This window comes from Lentimonas sp. CC4 (assembly GCF_902728235.1).
In the GTDB taxonomy this organism is placed as follows: domain Bacteria; phylum Verrucomicrobiota; class Verrucomicrobiia; order Opitutales; family Coraliomargaritaceae; genus Lentimonas.
In genome coordinates, this window is record NZ_CACVBO010000001.1 from 697,318 (window position 1) to 715,001 (window position 17,684).

At 54.0% G+C, this 17,684-nt stretch carries 17 protein-coding genes and 1 riboswitch; of the genes, 12 read left to right on the forward strand and 5 right to left on the reverse strand.

Annotated features, from left to right (window positions below; genetic code table 11):
- Window positions 1-84 precede the first annotated feature (84 nt).
- Both GZZ87_RS03020 and GZZ87_RS03025 read right to left on the reverse strand, forming a co-directional pair.
- Window positions 85-663 (reverse strand): ATP--cob(I)alamin adenosyltransferase, encoded by a 579-nt coding sequence (locus GZZ87_RS03020; RefSeq protein ID WP_162027296.1) that lies wholly within the window; start codon window positions 661-663, stop codon window positions 85-87.
- Window positions 664-698: 35 nt separating this feature from the next.
- Window positions 699-1,073, reverse strand: coding sequence for a transcriptional repressor (locus GZZ87_RS03025; RefSeq protein ID WP_162027297.1), 375 nt, complete (start codon window positions 1,071-1,073; stop codon window positions 699-701).
- 679 nt (window positions 1,074-1,752) lie between these two features.
- Here GZZ87_RS03025 and cbiB point away from each other — a divergent pair.
- The 10 genes from cbiB (at window position 1,753) to GZZ87_RS03075 (ending at window position 13,200) form a co-directional block, all read left to right on the forward strand.
- On the forward strand, window positions 1,753-2,688 hold the full coding sequence (gene cbiB, locus GZZ87_RS03030) for an adenosylcobinamide-phosphate synthase CbiB (RefSeq protein WP_162027298.1): 936 nt from the start codon (window positions 1,753-1,755) through the stop codon (window positions 2,686-2,688).
- Between the two features lie 94 nt (window positions 2,689-2,782).
- Window positions 2,783-3,007: riboswitch (cobalamin riboswitch) on the forward strand.
- A 169-nt stretch (window positions 3,008-3,176) separates the two neighbouring features.
- A complete protein-coding gene (locus tag GZZ87_RS03035) occupies window positions 3,177-5,033 on the forward strand; it encodes a TonB-dependent receptor (protein ID WP_162027299.1) in 1,857 nt (618 codons plus the stop codon).
- Between the two features lie 80 nt (window positions 5,034-5,113).
- On the forward strand, window positions 5,114-6,253 hold the full coding sequence (locus GZZ87_RS03040) for an ABC transporter substrate-binding protein (RefSeq protein WP_162027300.1): 1,140 nt from the start codon (window positions 5,114-5,116) through the stop codon (window positions 6,251-6,253).
- Window positions 6,254-6,256: 3 nt separating this feature from the next.
- On the forward strand, window positions 6,257-7,318 hold the full coding sequence (locus GZZ87_RS03045) for an iron ABC transporter permease (protein ID WP_162027301.1): 1,062 nt from the start codon (window positions 6,257-6,259) through the stop codon (window positions 7,316-7,318).
- Window positions 7,315-8,361 carry an ABC transporter ATP-binding protein gene (locus tag GZZ87_RS03050; protein WP_162027302.1) on the forward strand — a complete coding sequence of 349 codons (1,047 nt, stop codon included), beginning with the start codon at window positions 7,315-7,317 and terminating at the stop codon, window positions 8,359-8,361. The genes GZZ87_RS03045 and GZZ87_RS03050 overlap by 4 nt, the downstream gene beginning before the upstream one ends.
- Window positions 8,358-8,942: a hypothetical protein gene (locus tag GZZ87_RS03055; RefSeq protein WP_162027303.1), complete on the forward strand. Its 585-nt coding sequence runs from the start codon at window positions 8,358-8,360 to the stop codon at window positions 8,940-8,942. Before GZZ87_RS03050 ends, GZZ87_RS03055 begins: the two co-directional genes overlap by 4 nt.
- Window positions 8,943-8,969: 27 nt before the next feature.
- Window positions 8,970-10,130, forward strand: a complete 1,161-nt coding sequence (locus GZZ87_RS03060) for an adenosylcobinamide amidohydrolase (protein WP_162027304.1) — start codon at window positions 8,970-8,972, stop codon at window positions 10,128-10,130.
- Between the two features lie 108 nt (window positions 10,131-10,238).
- On the forward strand, window positions 10,239-10,814 hold the full coding sequence (locus GZZ87_RS03065) for a cob(I)yrinic acid a,c-diamide adenosyltransferase (protein WP_162027305.1): 576 nt from the start codon (window positions 10,239-10,241) through the stop codon (window positions 10,812-10,814).
- Between the two features lie 110 nt (window positions 10,815-10,924).
- Window positions 10,925-11,620 (forward strand): diphthine--ammonia ligase, encoded by a 696-nt coding sequence (locus GZZ87_RS03070; RefSeq protein WP_162027306.1) that lies wholly within the window; start codon window positions 10,925-10,927, stop codon window positions 11,618-11,620.
- A 68-nt stretch (window positions 11,621-11,688) separates the two neighbouring features.
- On the forward strand, window positions 11,689-13,200 hold the full coding sequence (locus GZZ87_RS03075; RefSeq protein ID WP_162027307.1) for a cobyric acid synthase: 1,512 nt from the start codon (window positions 11,689-11,691) through the stop codon (window positions 13,198-13,200).
- Between the two features lie 138 nt (window positions 13,201-13,338).
- Here GZZ87_RS03075 and panD read toward each other — a convergent pair whose 3' ends face one another.
- Window positions 13,339-13,734 carry an aspartate 1-decarboxylase gene (gene panD / locus GZZ87_RS03080; protein ID WP_162027308.1) on the reverse strand — a complete coding sequence of 132 codons (396 nt, stop codon included), beginning with the start codon at window positions 13,732-13,734 and terminating at the stop codon, window positions 13,339-13,341.
- A 483-nt stretch (window positions 13,735-14,217) separates the two neighbouring features.
- Here panD and GZZ87_RS03085 point away from each other — a divergent pair, with 483 nt between their 5' ends.
- Window positions 14,218-15,411 (forward strand): outer membrane protein transport protein, encoded by a 1,194-nt coding sequence (locus GZZ87_RS03085; protein ID WP_162027309.1) that lies wholly within the window; start codon window positions 14,218-14,220, stop codon window positions 15,409-15,411.
- Window positions 15,412-15,484: 73 nt separating this feature from the next.
- Window positions 15,485-16,456, forward strand: a complete 972-nt coding sequence (locus GZZ87_RS03090; RefSeq protein ID WP_162027310.1) for an NAD(P)H-dependent glycerol-3-phosphate dehydrogenase — start codon at window positions 15,485-15,487, stop codon at window positions 16,454-16,456.
- Between the two features lie 204 nt (window positions 16,457-16,660).
- Here the strand turns inward: GZZ87_RS03090 and GZZ87_RS03095 are convergent, their stop codons facing one another.
- Both GZZ87_RS03095 and GZZ87_RS03100 read right to left on the reverse strand, forming a co-directional pair.
- On the reverse strand, window positions 16,661-17,386 hold the full coding sequence (locus GZZ87_RS03095; RefSeq protein WP_162027311.1) for a uracil-DNA glycosylase family protein: 726 nt from the start codon (window positions 17,384-17,386) through the stop codon (window positions 16,661-16,663).
- Complete coding sequence (locus GZZ87_RS03100) at window positions 17,379-17,675, reverse strand: SelT/SelW/SelH family protein (protein ID WP_162027312.1); 297 nt, start codon at window positions 17,673-17,675, stop codon at window positions 17,379-17,381. Before GZZ87_RS03100 ends, GZZ87_RS03095 begins: the two co-directional genes overlap by 8 nt.
- Window positions 17,676-17,684 lie beyond the last annotated feature (9 nt).

Consider the following 17,684-nt stretch of genomic DNA (forward strand, 5'->3'; position numbering starts at 1 on the left):
CCAGATGGCAAGGTGTGAATTATCCATACAGTCAGCCGGGCTGCATCTTAACAGGCATCATCAAAAGGCCTCCGCCATCATCACTTACGACTCGTTTCTTCTCACACGCGACTTGCGCTCTGGATAACTCTGGCTCACGAAGGGAACCTCCACCTCGCCACGTGCGCGATTGACCACCAAGGTCAGCACAAACAAATAGTTACACAGCACATTCGCAAAACGGTGCAACACCTCAGGGATCTCGACATTCTCCTCATCATATAAACGCACCATCAATCGAATCGCCCGCTTCGCAGCAGAGCTACCCGCATTCAACTGAGGCACGGGCGCGCCACCACGCGGCAACACGAAACCTGCGACACTCCCCGACACACTCTCTTCGGTCGCAGCGCGATGGCCCAAATATAGCTCACGTAGCCATACGACATCCTCCTCAGAGACGGCACACTTTCCACGGATCGAACCATTCAGATGATAGATCATCGGTTGCAGCTTCTCCAGCTCCGCAATCAAGACCGGAAACTCTGGTGGCATCACGGCGAGAATCGCACCCACCTGACGACACAAATCATCGGTTAAAATTTCGAAATCACACTTCAGCGATTTCTCATACATAAAGGGGTAACATACCTCTCCACGGTTTTTACTGAGCTTTGGTCTCATATCAATTATCTCCATACCAGCCGAACGATGATCGGCTAAGTCTTTTTTGAACACGTAGGGCACTTGCCCGAATAAACAACCTCCCCGCCAGTCACCACGAAGCCCTTGGGTGCATGCACCGGCGGCAATTGCATCGCCACAGGAAGATCGAACACTTTATCACAACCTCGACAAATGAAGTGAGGGTGCTCCTTCTCAGCGGGCAACTCATAACGACGTGGTTGCCCAGGAAAAACAACCCCAATGATCTGAAACGTTTCCGTCATTTCACGAATAGCACGGTTCACCGTAGCAGAACCCAAGCGCGGCAACTTGCGGCGCCCTAGCTCAAGCAGCTCCTCACGCGTAATCGGTCGACCCGCCTCTTTCAAGACAGACAAGATCACTGCACGCTGTTGAGTATTCGCCATTAAATAGAAGTGGGGAGGCAGAAGTTAGCAGATAGTATCTGAAGCGAATGATGTGCGAAATCAAAAAGGCAGGCTGCCATCCCCCCGAATGGAAACCACAGCCTGCCTACCTTTTTGAACAAGGAAAATCGATACACACACACCTGTGGCGATACATCTCTTTTAAACGGGGCGCGAGTCGCTACGACCGCAGAAGGCATCAAGTCTTCACTGACGCTCGCGCCGGACTCAAACTCCTCAGCGTCCCACGTGGCGCTCGCAAAAGTCACTGCAAGCCTCACGAAGGACGCTCGACATAAAATATCTACCTGCTGGTTCATCGCTGCTGACAGAAATTACACATATACTAAACACGACAAGCATAATTCGATCTAAGAGAATCAATCTCAAAATAAATACGAGTGTATCAATTCACTCAAAAAGATCGCAACACCACCCATCACATTAGAACGGACTTCTAGACTCAGCATTGAAAGGCACAATTATTCAAGAGTACCCTCCCGCCCAGAATCACAGCGGATACTTCACGAGGCAAACCATCGTCGGCGAAAAAGCAGCAGCGTTATTGACACTGATTCTCAGCAATTAAAATTAATCAATTTTATCACCATCAGAAAGAATCCCGCCCACTTTTAAAGTCGACTCTCTTTAGGCAACAATACCTTAATGCGAAACAAGTATGGATATCGTGACGCTCATCGCCTGCATTCTAGGACTTGCACTGGATCTGATCTTCGGAGACCCACGCAAGATGCCGCACCTAGTCAAACTGGCTGGCAATTTAATCAGCCAGCTTGAAACGTTTTGGGCAAAGCAACTCGGGCGAACGGTTTTCAGCGGCATCGTGTTATGGTTCAGCCTCATGGTCATTATGCTCGGCGGCTACCTGCTGCTGCGTAGCTTACTCAGCAGTATTAACCCGTGGCTTACCCTACCGCTCGATGCCATTGTCGTCTTTCAATCCGTTGCCTTTACCGATTTAACGAAGCACGTCGCCGCCATTGCGGACGCACTCAGTGTTAGTATTGAAAAAGCACGCGAACGTGTCTCATGGATCGTTGGCCGTGATACCAGCCGTATGGATGAAGATGCGGTCTGTCGCGCAGCCATCGAAAGTGGCTCCGAGAATTACAATGATGGCGCGATCGCCCCACTCTTTTGGCTCTTAGTATTTGGGCCCGCGGGCGCACTCTTCTTTAGGCTCTGCAACACGCTCGATGCCATGATCGGGCATCGCACTGCGCGCTTCGAAAAAATCGGCAAACTGTCCGCCCGCATGGACGACGTCTTAAATTTCATTCCCGCTCGTCTCTGCAGCCTCATCACCTTTGGTAGCTGGGACTTCCGCGCATGGTGGCAGTTACGCTCCGATGCGAAAAAACACCCAAGCTGGAATGCTGGCTGGCCCGAAGCCGCCATGGCAAAGCGACTAGGTATCGTGATTGGTGGCGAAATGTATAAAGACGGCAAACTGCTCCACACCAAAACGATGAACTCAGGGGCACCACAACCCACTGCCAATGACATCCGTCGCAGTATCGCCGTCATGCGCCGCACCTATACCTTTGCACTCTTATTTTCAATTACGCTGATGACCTTGCAGGTCGCACTCTAAGCAAGCGAAGTAGAACTTATCCCAAGAAAATCGGAGATAACAAATGCTTATAGGCTTGCATCTTGATTATAAGCACCCGAACAATATCGCAGTCGCTTCAAAATCACTTTGAGGTGATCTGTTCTTAACTACATCAACTAGTATGCAGACTCAGGAAACACCGTGAAAATCGGTGACAGTCGCGCTACGGTAACACGTCACAATCCACATTAAGGGCTCACCGCTCTTACCATTTTAACCAAATGAACAAGGATTGTAGCCCTTTAATTAAGGCTGAAGGCATGAAGTCCGAACACTGACTACATACGCTATCTACTTCAGAATTATCATTCTGAAGGCCCCTGTCGCGAAAGCAGGAAGCAGATCAGCCAACTTCAATCAAAACGAAGTGACCCTAAAAACGACCCGAAGGTCGTTAATTGTCATCACGTGTTGTTTGAATCCTCTGACACTTCAGCTCTCAGGCAGGATTTCAAACAAACAACATAATGACATACACAACAAAACTCAGCATCGCATCAGCGATCGCAGCATTCGCAGGCTCCGTCTGCCTCCATGCTGACGATCAGCCTGCGCGTAATCAGGACACCGCCGATGCCTCTCCAGAACTCGCCGACTACGTAGTCGTCGCCCACACCTACGAGGTGCCCCTCGATGAAGTCGGCAGTAAGGTCGAACTCATCACCCGTGAAGACCTTGAGATCGGTCAAAGCGTATTTGTAACCGACGCATTACGCGAAGTGCCTAGTGTTTTGGTCCGTAACAATGGCGGCATGGGTAACGCTTTCGGCATGACCATTCGTGGCCTCAATGGGGATAATCCCGTCGTCTTCGTCGATGGCATCAAAGTCAGTAACCCAATGACAGGGCGCATGCTCAACCCCGGTTTGATCTTCAGTGACACCATCGAAAGCATTGAATTACTCAAAGGCCCTCAGAGCTCACTCTACGGAGCCGATGCACTCGCTGGAGTGCTCAACATGACCACTCGAAAGCCAGCCGAAGGTGAGACAAATACTATCATCAAAGCTGGCTACGGCACAGACGATACACGTCAGGCGTCAGCCAGCCTACTCATGAACGAAGGCAAGTGGGACCTTTCAATGAGCCTAAATCGCTACAGCAGTGACGGCTACTCCTCGCTATCTGGCGATAATGAAGACGACGGTTACAAGAATACCGCCGCCAACCTAAAAGTCGGATACGCGGTGAACGACGACTTAGAACTCTATCTAGCCAGCTACTATATCGACTCCGAAGCAGACTACGACACTTCCCTCGCAGACAACAGCGGCAAGAATGATTCTGAACAGATCTTTGCAAAAACGGGAGCCATTTTCCAAGCGACCGACATTTGGGAAACGCAACTCAGCTTTGCTTACACTGGCGTCGATAATGAAGATAAAAACGACACTTGGGGCAAAACCCCCTTCAAGGCAGATCGCTACGAAACAGAATGGCGTAACGTGGTCACCGTAAACGAGTCATGGACCCTTGCCAGTGGTGCGGGATATGAACACAACGAGAATCGTGATACCCACGAGTTTCGCAGTAATGCTTCCTACTACGTAGATAATAACTTTGAAGTCATCGAGAACCTATTCTGGACAATCGGCGGTCGCTACGATCATCCTAGTGGCTATAGCGATAAAAAGACTTGGCGCACGACATTCAGCTACCTAGTTGAGCCAATCAACTCACGCTTCCACGGTTCCTACGGCACATCATTCAAAGCTCCATCCCTTTATAATCTGACTTACAACCCCGACTTGAAACATCAAGAAGGTGAAGGTTGGGATATCGGCGTCGAAGTCACACTCTTCGAAGACACTGTCATCTTTGATGTCACCGCATTTGGCTACGACATTGATGACAAAATGACTTGGGATCCTACGGCTCCAGGTGCTTGGCCAGGATGGCCGGGAGCCATGGTAAATGAGAACTACGAAAGTGATGGCGTCGAAACGTCACTGATCTGGAAGATTCAACCCGACCTGACCTTTCGCGGCAGCTATACCTACACCGATGCCACAAGCGACGTAAACAAAGAGCCTCTCTACACACCCAAGCATCAAGCGAGCGTCAGTCTCACTTGGCGCACACTAGAAGACAAGCTAGACCTCAAAGGTTCGGTTCTCTACATCGGTGAGCGTAATGCTCAATTCGGTTCGACCGAAGAATCCCCCGACTACGCAACAGTCAATCTGGCAGCACAATATGCGATTTCAGAGGTGTGGACAGTTTGGACATCGGCAAACAACATCCTAGATAAAGACTACGAAGAGATCGTCGGCTACGGCACACCAGGCTTCAACATGATGGCCGGCGTGCGTGTGAACTTCTAAACGAAATCGATAAGATTTCATTTTATCCTTAATAAGCGGGGCGCTTGTCTACATACAGAGGCAAGCGCCCTTTTTCTAAAATGACCTACCCACTCTTCTTACAGCACCTTTCCCGAATCCTTCTAAGCCTTGGTTTCGGGTTTCTTATCGCGACTAAAGCAGCCGTAGCCGCCGACACCGTTGAATTCGACTACGCGCAAAATCTGCAGATAGAGGACTTCCCGACCCACCGGCTAATCACGGTGAAAAACATCAGCCGTAACTCCAAAGAGCGCTTTCGCTATGCACTCGTCCCCAAGGGGCAGGCCGTGCCCAAACTCCCGAAAGGTGCGATGCTCATTCGCACGCCCGTCGAGCGCGTGGTCGTCATGGCCACCACCTTTGTGGGCTATATTGACACGCTCGGCCTTCAAGAATCCTTGGTCGGCGTTGCCACCCCTGATTTCATAAACAACCTCGAAGTGCACGAGCGCATTGATGCGGGTCAAATCATTGCAGTGCAAACTGGGCAAAGTTTAGAAATCGAGCGCATGCTCTTGCTACAGCCCGACCTCATTCTCACCAGTTCTTCCGGCAACCCACTGTTTGATGTCCACCCCCAACTCGCGCGTTCCGGCTTACCGGTCGTGCTCTCTGCGAGTTACATGGAGCAGCACCCACTCGCCCGCTCAGAGTGGATTAAATTCATTGCTGCATTTTACCAACAAGACGCACAGGCCGACCTCATATTCGATCAAATCGCCGAACGTTACAACCAACTCGTCGCCAACACCAAAGAGATCCAACCGCGTCCCACCGTCTTTAGCGGCGCACCCTATGCCAGCGCATGGCATGTGCCAGGCGGGCAGAGCTACATGGCCAAAGCCATTGCCGATGCCGGCGGCGACTACATCTGGGCCGACGACACCACCAGCGGGGGCATCCCACTCGACTTTGAACGTGTGTTCCTCAAAGCAGCCAACGCCGACATCTGGATCAACCCCAGCAGCTACCGCGACCTCAAATCACTCTTCTCTGCCGACCAGCGCTTCATGCACTTTCAGGCAGCCAAAGACGGTCAGATCTACAACAGCTGCAAACAGTTCAACCTCACTGGCGGCAACAACATCTGGGAGCGTGGCATCGTGCACCCCGACGAAGTGCTGGCCGACATGATCAAAATTTTTCACCCCGATCTAGCCAAAGACCACGAGTTCATCTACTACGAGCAACTCAATTAGTATATGCCCACGCAACCACAGCCGCATCTCACAACACGAAGAGTCGCCCTCTTCGTGCTACTTGTGCTAGGCGTAATCGGCGTCGCCTTGCTCAGCGCCTGCTTGGGCTCACAACCGCTGGCTCCAAAGGTCATCCTGCAAGCCATCACTGGATCTCCCGAGGTCAACGACGTGCTGCGACAGATCATCATTGAGTTTCGCCTACCGCGTATCGCCACCGCAATCCTCGCCGGCGCCGCACTCTCCACCGCCGGCCTGATGATGCAGACCATCTTTCGAAACCCGTTGGCCGACCCGTTTGTGTTGGGCGTTAACTCTGGCGCTAGCCTGGGCGTCGCGATTGTCATACTACTGCTCGCCCCCATCGGCATCAGTCTTACTGAAAGCCTCAGCTTGTCAGGGCAAACCCTTATCGTCTTCGCCTCCACTTGTGGCGCCGCGGTGACTCTGATGATCACCCTCACCATGTCACGCCGCGTCGATGTCATGACGCTCCTCATCCTCGGTCTCATGATGAGTTACGCGATTGGTGCACTGGTCAGCATTCTCATGTTCTTCAGCATGGCCGAGCGCCTGCAGTCATTCATGAACTGGTCGTTCGGCAACTATGGCAACGTCAGCTGGAATCAAATGATCGTTTTCGCCCCAGCCATTTGTATTGGACTCATCATTACACTGCTGTTCATGAAACCACTCGACGCACTACTCCTCGGTGAGCATTACGCCGAAAGCGTAGGCACCCGCACCAAACAAGTGCGCTTCTTCATCTTGCTGTCCGCATCACTACTCGCGGGCACCGTCACAGGCTTCTGCGGGCCAATCGGCTTTCTCGGCATCGCCGCCCCACACCTCAGCCGCAGTCTGTTTAATTCAAGCAGTCACCGTATCCTAATTCCCGCTACCATTTGTGTCGGCGCACTAATATCACTCACAGCGGATCTCATCGCACGCGGCCCAGGTCTCGACGTCTCGTTACCGCTCAATGCCATCACCGCATTGATCGGCGCACCAGTGATCATACTCGCCCTCATCAAACAGCGTAACATGAAGCGCCTATTCGGATGAACACCGTAAACACAGTCCCAAAGCTAAATGTCGAAGACCTAGTCATCGGCTATCAAGTGAAAGGCCAATCACAGGCCACACTGAAAGCATTGAACCTCGCGATTCAAGGCGGTGAATTCATCTGCCTGCTCGGCCCAAACGGCACAGGCAAATCCACACTCATTCGAACCCTCGCAGGCGTGCAAGCCCCACTAAGTGGCAACTTACAACTACAAGGCAAAGACTTCCACGCCATCACTCCACGTGAACGCGCCCGCATGGTCAGCATCGTCTTCACCGATAGTATGCCCATCGGCATGATGGATGCCTACGCCTTCGCCGCACTCGGGCGTCACCCCTACTCTGGTTGGCTCGGAGGGCTCAACGACCACGATCACATACGCATTCAATGGGCACTCGAAGCCGTCGGCGCTGAAGCACTGAGTCAGCGACAAGTCGCCGAACTCAGCGATGGCGAACGCCAAAAGGTATCGATCGCCCGCGCCCTAGCGCAAGAGTCGCAACTCATGCTCCTCGATGAGCCAACGGCCTTTCTCGACCTGCCGCGTCGCGTCGAGTTGATGCGTATTTTGCGTGACCTCTCACACCGCGAACAAATCGGCATGCTACTTTCGACGCATGACCTAGATCTCGCGCTACGCTACGCAGATCGCCTCTGGCTGATCACACCCGATGGCGAACTCATCCAAGGCGCCCCCGAATCACTCGCACTCAGCGGCGAGCTTGAACGCGCCTTCGCCAATGAAAACTTGGATTGGGATCCCGAGGCCGGCGCCTTCCGCACCCATAAAACACCGTGCGTAATGGTCGCACTCTCCGGCGAAGGCCCTGCCGCACTATGGACAAGCCGCGCCTTCGCTCGCCTCGGAATCGGCATCACCGAAGATGCCAACCACGCATTTTTCAGCACAACCATTTCCCAGCACGAAAGCAAAACAAGCTGGGTCGTCACTAAGGGCTCGGACACACACACCTTCACTTGCATCGAAGATCTCGTGGATTGGATACGCCAACTCGGCGAATGCCACACTGCACCGAAATGAGACTTCTCAACAAGGTCAGATTACCCATCCCTGTCGAAAAGCGCCCAGCGTTTATTCGACACGTATGGGTGTATGCACTGACGATTATCCTATGGGCAGTGTTGCATGACCTCATACTAATCTCGATCGAGCCGCGGCACTTTACAGAATTTCACACGAAGCTCTATCCATTTCAGAACCATCTGCTACTCGTCCTCGAATATGCAACCGTCGCCACCTTTGGACCAGGCATGATGTTTGGCATCATCACCTTTGCACTCACACAACTCGGACGTTGGCGTGCTCCCTTGAGCTTCTCATTCGCCTATAAACGCTTTTTCATTCTAATCTTCAGTATCGAGACTCTATGCCTGCTGGCTGGACACATAGATTCTAGCCGCTATCAACCAAACCTCACACACACTTTCTACCCTGAGCAATGGTATCCGGACAACTCGGTTGGTATCGCTTTCACTCAGACTGCAAACATCACCGCCTACTTATCCGCGGCAATCGGGTCTGCTATTTTCTTTCTGTATTTACAATGGAGTCGTTTCAAGCAGCCGTCCAGAACTCACTCAGCACTAGATTCTTACTCCTAACTCCTAGCTTCTGACTCCTTTTCAAAAATGAAACTAGACACATTTTACAACCACGTAGACCTCTACCGCAAAGAGAAGATCGTCTACGCGCATTTCCTCAAACCGCATCGCGTGCTCTCAACCAGCCGTATGAATGGCGGCGTGCACGAAAACCTCGACTACTTGGTGAATCATCAATCCTGCGAGCCGTGTAAGCACAGCGACACTGATCTAGTGGAAGTCTATGTCAAAGACCCAGCGCGCTACATGAAGCGAATCACCTCCAAGGCTGGTATCGAAACGACCAAAGCGGCAATTCTAAGCACTGCGGCCAACATGAACAATGCCGCCACCCAACGCGCCACATTCAACGGCCTCGAAGTCGTCGCCGTGTGCACCGCAGGCGTAGGTGGCAATGCAGGACGTGCAGGCGACCCCGCCAGCTACGAGCAAACCGCCGATGGCGTCAAATCGCTCGGTCGCCCCACTCCGCCCGCAGGCACCATCATCAGCATGCTCTTCATCAATCAGGAGCTCACTCCCGGTGCCCTGCTGATCGCGGCCACCGTCGCCACCGAAGCGAAAACAGCGGTCTTGCACGAATTAAGCACCCCATCGCGCTACTCCGGTAGCCTCGCCACTGGCACTGGCACCGATCAAATCGGCATCGCCGCACAACTCGGCACCGAAGTCGTCCATCACGATGCCAACAAACACTCAAAGCTGGGCGAGCTCATTGGCCAAGCCATGGAAGGCGCACTCCGCCAAGCACTCAATTTGCAATGCGGTATGACACCTGACGCGCGACGCTCCTCAATCGTGCAGCTAGAACGCTTCGGCGACACGCAAGAACGCTTCATCGCTGACATCACAGCCGCGCTGCCCGAAGCGGCACGCACTTTGTTTACTGAAAACTTTCTAGCGATCAACCACGACCCCGTCACCGTCGGGGCCGTGCAAGCCTGCGTGCACTTGAAAGATCAAATCACTTGGGGCGTGCTGCCTGAGAGTTGCGCGAAAGACAGCCTACTCTATCAAGCCGGTCTGATCGCCCGCGCGGTATGCGGTAAGGCGCTTGCCCCCGAAACTTTCCTAACCAACTGGAACACAGGCGACTTAACCCACTCCAACGACGACTTTCTACAACTCATCCATCAAGCCTTCGCCACCGGGTTTGCCCTCAAATGGCAAGGACGGTTCGAAGACTGAGGAAGATTTGAACGTCCAACGTCGAACTCTCAACATCGAATCAGGAACCAGGCCTCTTCACTTCTAACTATTCACTTCTAACTTCTAACTTCTAACTTCTTAAAAAAAATGGCAGGTAACATATCCACACGCGCAGGCGACAAAGGTAAAACAGGCGTCGGCGGCGGCGGTCGTGTCGACAAAGACGACGCACGTATCGAGTGCCTCGGCGACCTCGACGAAGCAAACAGTTCACTCGGCTTACTCCGCAGCAAGCTCCCCGCAGACCATCCTTGGGAAGACGGCTTGAGGCGCATTCAAACTGAGATGATGAATCTCATGGCACACGTAGCGACTCCCTCCGAGGTCGACCCACGCCCAGCCTCCCCACTCCCAACGGAGTCCTCCATCTGGATGGAAGGTTGGATGAAGCAGATCGAAGACGAACTCGCCAGCGTCACCGAATATTTCCTCCTCCCTGGCGGTAACGAAGTCTGCGCCCTGTGCCACATGGCACGCACTATCTCACGCCGCGCCGAGCGCCGCTTAGTCACACTCAACAAGGCCGACCCCGTCGACCCGAGTGTCATGCAATTCGTCAATCGTCTATCCGACCTACTCTTTAAGCTCTCACGCGAAGAGTCACACAAACAAGGACTCACCGAAGACCGTTGGCGCCTCTTCCGCCCCAATCGTAAAAAATAAAACGTAGGGGCTTTGCTTGCGAAGACCGCGAGCGCTCGAGACACAAACGAACCTTCGTAACCCCTCCTACGCCCGCGGGTGCCGCAAGCAGCACCCCTACAGCTAATAGCATGTCCACCACCAACGAACGCATACTCTTCTCTTGGTCTAGCGGTAAAGACAGTGCCATGGCATTGACCGCTGCGCTCAAGCAAGGTTACCAGATCGACTCTTTGATCACCGTCGTGCGCCACGACCAAAGCGTCAGCGTGCACGGCGTCTCCCAAGACTTGCTGCGCGCTCAGGCGTCGGCATTGGGGCTCCCGCTCATCGAGGTCGAAGTCAACGAAGCACAATCCTACGAAATCGCCGTCTCCACAGCACTACGTGAACAAGCCGCACACGGCATTCGAAAAATCGCTTACGGCGACCTTTATCTCGAAGACATCAAACAATGGCGTGAGCGCTTTCATAAACCACTCGGCCTCCAATGCATTTACCCGATCTGGCAAACGGACACCACCGAACTGGCTCAACGCTTCATTCACTTCGGCTACAAAGCCGCGGTCGTCTGTGTCGACACCAAGCGGCTCGGCATTGAGTTTGCAGGACGTGACTACGACCAAGCTTTCCTCAATGACCTCCCCAAAGGTATTGATCCCTGCGGTGAGAATGGTGAATTTCACACCTTCGTTTACGATGCACCCGAATTCAGCGCCCCCATCGCCTTAAACAGACCAGCTCCCATCCTACGGGAATTCGACGATCCGGGCCATCGGTTCACCTTTGGATTTTGCGAGATTTCACAGGCCACACACAGCAATTAGCCCCCCTCTCAGCTCTCCCCCCTCCAATCTCCAATCTCATCTCTCTCAAGTCTCCTCCCTCTTAATCAATGAAAGCAGTCGGCATACTAGGCACCTCATCGAATGCGGGCAAAAGTTGGTTCGCCACCGCGCTCTGCGCATGGCTACGCCGCCAAGGCGTGCGCGTCGCACCGTTTAAAGCGCAGAACATGTCGAACAATGCCTGTGCCACTTTGGACGGCGGCGAAATCGGCATTGCACAAGCCGTGCAAGCCGCGGCCTGTGGTCTCGCGCCACGCGTCGAGATGAACCCGATCTTACTCAAGCCCGTCGGCGACTCCACTTCGCAAGTCGTGCGCCTAGGCAAAGCAGTCGAGCAAGTTCACGCCCGCGACTATTACCAAACCATCGAGGACTCCTGGCAAGTCGTGCGCGAGACGCTCGACGGCTGGCAGAATCAATGTGACGTGCTCGTGATGGAAGGCGCCGGCAGTCCCGTCGAGCTCAACATCGTCGACCGCGACATCGCCAACCTGCGCCCCATCCGCTATGTCAACGGTAAGTGGATACTCGTCGCCGATATCGAACGTGGCGGCGTCTTTGCTCAAATCGCAGGCACATGGGCGCTCATGTCCCCCGCCGACCAAGCCGCCGGCCTCGGCCATGTCATTAACAAATTTCGCGGCGACACGTCGCTGTTCCCTGATCCCACTCCGTATCTCGCGGAGCACTGCACCCTGCCCTACCTCGGACTCTTGCCGCAGCGGAACCAACTGCAGATCGACGAAGAAGACAGCCTGTGCCTGCATAATGCCACCAGCGCGGCTCAGCACAACGGCATCGCATGGGTGCGCCTACCACAGATTTCCAACTCTCAAGACATTCAAGCCTGGCGCAACGACACGGGGCTCAAGGTCTATTGGGCAAGCACCGTGGCCGAAATCGAGCACGCCGCCGCCATCATCCTTCCTGGCAGCAAAAACACCCTGCAAGACCTAGCATGGTTGCAACAGACGGGACTCGCCGCTGCGATCCAAGCGCGCGCCAAGGCAGGCGTGCCCGTCGTCGGCATCTGCGGCGGCTACCAAATGCTCGGGACCCAGCTCAGCGATCCTAGCGGCATCGCAGGACTCGCGGGACACGCAGAAGGCCTTGGCCTATTGCCCCTCCAAACCGAATTTCACGCGCACAAAACTGTCGCCCCCCGCCAATCGCACTGCGACGGCGAGACTTGGGACACCTATGAGATCCACAGCGGACGCTCTCAAATCAAACCGCAGCCACACGGAAGTGACACAGACATTCTTGTCTGTCCCTCAGGTGCCCCCCGCCAAATCGCGCCCCTACTCCACATACTCCACACAGACGGCACCACCATTCCCGAAGGCAGTTGCCTCGGCAATATCTGGGGCAGCTACCAACACGGTCTATTCGACGGAGCCCCCATGCGCCAGCGCCTGGTCGAAGCCGCCAACCTGCAGAAGGTCACGATTTCACCCATTTCACGCAAAGCCCAAGCCGACCACACCTACTCCGCCATGGCCGACCTAATGGAGCAGTGCCTCGACATGGAAGCGCTGAAACGGGAATTCGCGCTGTAAACTCGTGTTTCCAAAAGTTTGATCCGTGCTGCTAGACCCCGAAACAGAGTTTCGAAGCTACGAATCAAGTCGAAGAACAGACACAAAAAAAGCCGACCATGCGAATGATCGGCTTTTTAGGAAAATAAATCGAAGCGACTAGCAGTCGTAGAAGACGTCCTCAGCAATGAGAACATTGTCCGCACGCACCACGCGCTTGTTGCCATCTGCCAGCACCAGCACCTTGGGCTTCCAGGCTTTCGCCTCTTCTGCCTCGAACTGAGCGAAGGACATGATCACCAATAAATCACCGAGTTCGCCCTTGTGCGCAGCGGCGCCATTCAGAGAAATGGTATGTGAACCCTTGGGAGCCTCGATCGCGTAAGTCTCGAAGCGCTCGCCATTGGCGATATTTGCGACGAGGATCTTTTCGTAGGCAACGAGGCCGATCTGATCCATCAATGCGGAATCGATCGCCAGACTACCCTCGTAATGGAGGGCACTGTCAGTAACTTCTGCACGGAGCAGCTTAGACTTGAGGAGCGTAACTTGCATGATGAATAAAAACTATTAGCGAAGAGCGAATTTGTCAAAAAGTCGCGCAGGTTGGAGAGTTTCTGCCCATTTGACAATTTGAATCTTACATAAGAGTCATCATCTCTTGGCAAAATTCCGTAAAAAGACAGATTAAGCCTCTTCTTCGCACACATCGACTGAGAATATGAACCGACTGCCTTTGCCCAGTTCACTCTCGTCCTCCAACGGTCCAGCAAGGCGATCAGGGATACTTTTGCACAGTGCCAAACCGAGCCTCTCTCCCGAATGAGGGCGATCCAACGGCAATTTGCAGTTGCAGCACAGCGATGAATTCAGCAAAAAACACGCATTATTCATACTCCACGGACCTGCCACCCTCATCTTGTTCATCACGAACAGCGAATCAATCTCGGACAATATACGAGGACTCATCATGATCTTCCTCCATCACGACGGCCCGCAATACTTTTCCGCTAAAATCCGATCCCCTACCCAAACTCAATGAATCTGAATCAACGACTCCTGTTACTCACAAGCCTCAGCCTAGCAACCTCACTCGCTTCCCACGCAGCGGCAACGCGCATCGCCTACATCGACGCATTCGCAACCGCCCGCGGCAATGCCTTTACTGCCACAGCAGACAACGCCTCCGCAGTCTTCTATAACGGCGCAGGTCTCACACAACTCGAAGGCACACAGATCCACGGCAGCGTCTTTGCCATCTCTCTCGGCTACAGTGCGGATACGATGAGCGGCAACGACGACATGGACGATGACTTCCAAGCCGTCCCGAGCTTTTTCGTTAGCCACAAGTTTGAAGAGACTCCTTTCGCCGCAGGCTTTGGCGTCTATGCACCCTTCGCACTCGGCACGGACTGGGGGAAAGATGCGAAATTCGCCGTCGATCCCTTCGTTCCCTACAAAGCAGACCTCACGTATACCAAATATCATGCCGTCTTCGCATGGCAGATCACCGAAACACTTTCGGTATCAGCGGGAGCCAGCTACGACGACACTGACGTAAAAATCAAAACGAACGCACTCACATTTGATTCAAATGACGACACCGTAGGGTTCTCACTATCAGCCCTCTGGCAACCCTCCGAGAAACACTCCTTCGGCCTGAACTATCAAGCCAAGACAGACGTCACCTATGATGGAAAAACAACCCTTCAGCCTGCAATCTTCGGCCCATACGCTGGAAAATTCAAAACCAAGGCGGATCTCACCTTTCCTGAATCCATCGTATTCGGCTACTCCTACCGCCCCACTGAGCAATGGAATATCGAGTTCAATGTGGATTGGACGAACTGGGATCGTGTCAATGACCTCACCATCGAAGGCCTGCCAGACGATCTAGGAGAACTATCCTATGAACTCAACTGGGAATCCTCATTCATATGGGAGCTCGGCGTCACTCGCTACTTCGACAACGGCTGGAACGTCAGCGCCGGTTACACCTACATCGAAAGCGCAGTGCCATCACAAGAGTTACTGCCAATCGTCCCTGATTCTGACCGCCATGCCTTTGCTGCTGGAGTCGGACGGGACTATGGAAATGTCTACTGGCAACTGACCTATCAGTATATCTATGCATCCGATCGTGGAGTCAGCGGCAACAACTTCCCAACAGTCGATGGCGACTACGACCTAGACAGCCAAGCCGTTGCCTTCTCGGTGGGCTATCGCTTCTAAAGCGCTCCTACACTAGAGCCTACGAAGTCATTGAGCTTGAGGTCTCTAAACGAAATCAAATAGAGTCAGAGCTATGAAAGCATTTGTAATCGGTAATGGAGGATGGGGCACCGCGCTCGGCATGGTGCTCGCAAGCAACGGCAATGAGGTGACCATTTGGGGGCCTTTCGAAGAAGAACTGAAAGGCATCCGCGAGACTGGTGAAAACGCCACCTACTTGCCCGGTGTTAAAGTTCCGAGCGAAATCCAATGGACCTCCAATCCAGCAGACGTCAGCGATGCCGACCTCGTGGTCGTCGTCACTCCCTCACGCTTCTACCGCTCCTCGCTTGAAGCAATCAAGCCTCACCTACCAGACAGCGCCTTGATCGTCAGTGCAACCAAGGGACTCGACGAATCCACGCACCAACGCATGAGCGAAGTGGCCTACGATGTCTTAGGCCGCAAGGTTGCCATCCTCTCTGGCCCATCCCACGCCGAAGAAGTGGCACGCGGCGTGCCGACTGCCGTCACAATTGCCAGCGAACACGCGGCGCAAATCCAACAAGCCTTCATGGGCAAAACGTTCCGCGTCTATACCTCCGACGACCCACTGGGCGTCGAAATCGGAGGCACCCTTAAAAACGTGATCGCAGTGGCCGCAGGTATCCTCGACGGCATGGAGCTCGGCGACAACACCAAGGCAGCACTCATGACCCGCGGCCTCGCAGAAATCACGCGCCTCGGCGTGTGCCTCGGCGCCAAGCCAGAAACCTTTTCAGGGCTCAGCGGTATCGGTGATCTGATCGTGACCTGCGCCAGTCGCCACAGCCGCAATCGTTCCGTCGGCGAACGACTCGGCAAAGGCGAAACACTCGAACAAATCATGGGTGGCATGAAGCAAGTCGCCGAAGGCATTTGGAATGCCAAAGCCGCACGCGACCTCGCAGCAGAGCATAACATCGAAATGCCGATCACCGAAGAAGTCTGCAAGATCGTCGAAGAAGGCAAAGATCCACGTCAGGCACTGACAGATTTGATGTCGCGCGATCCCAGAGCGGAATAGCGGTGGGAGGGCTGGCCTCCGCGCCGGCCGCCGAGCCTCAGCACCGAGCCATAGCACGCTTAAACTGCAAGACGAGGCGGAGGGCTGGCCTCCGCGCTTGCGGCGTTCTACGCCGCCGCCCGCCGAGCCTCAGCACAGAACCAAAGACCGAGCCACTGCGCTCACACACTGCAAGACGAGGCGGAGCTCGTCCCTCCCTACGAGCTACCAAACACCCAGCGCTTCGAGCTGCTTGGTTGCTTGCTCGCCCCACCCTCGATTCGCGGCGGGGCTTGCGGGGCTCGGATGTAACACACGCCCGACTTGCACGTCGTAGCCTTTCAACGCGATCTTCGCACGACCTTCTGCAAAGGCCCCCACGCCTATCACCCATTCAGGTTGCAAGGCGTCCACGAGCGCACGCAAATGTGTATCACAAAGTGAATACAAGGCAGCCACCTCCGCTGCTGGCAACTTATCTGGAGTGCGATTACGCCCCGTCACTTCCATAAAAACTAATGGGCAATAATTCGCCACGAAGTGATCTGCAAAAAACGCATCGGCCGATTCGAAGCGCTCCTCAAACAAGCCCCACAATCGACGCCCGCTGACTTCACTGCGCTGACACTCAAAACCTTCGATCAATCGTTTCGGATGTTCATTCGCAGGTTTTGAAATCGGCTCATTCACTCCCACCCAATCACGCACCAACGCAATCTCTCCGAAGGGCACCCCTGTTTGCGCCATGCCGAAAGGCCCAGGGTTCATCCCCATAAAGATCACTTTCTTCTTCGAATGCGCGCGTTGCTTCAAATAACTCTCATGCCCTGCCCATGCATACTCCAACGAATTATAGACATGCGTCGTCGGCTCAGCGAAATTCAAGGCATCCACTCCCGCGGACAACTCACGCGCCGCCGCAAGCGCGGCTTCAGTGATCGAATTAGACATCGCTCGACTTCCCGCCCACATCGCTATGGCCGAGGTCACGCTCTGGTGCAATCTCATCACGAATCCGCTGCTTCAGCTCCTTCATTTCAGGAAAGCGCCCTTCGTCTTTTCGATTCCAAACGACGGTTGCATCCACCGTCACTCGAAACGTGCCACCGATATCCGATGGCCTTAGCGTCACCGCGCCGAGCTCGGATTCAAACGTGGTTAACAATTCCTGCGCAGTCCAACCCGCGCGCAACAACCAGCGGCAGCCTGGGCAATATTCGATTTCAACACTTGGTTTCATTTAAAAGAA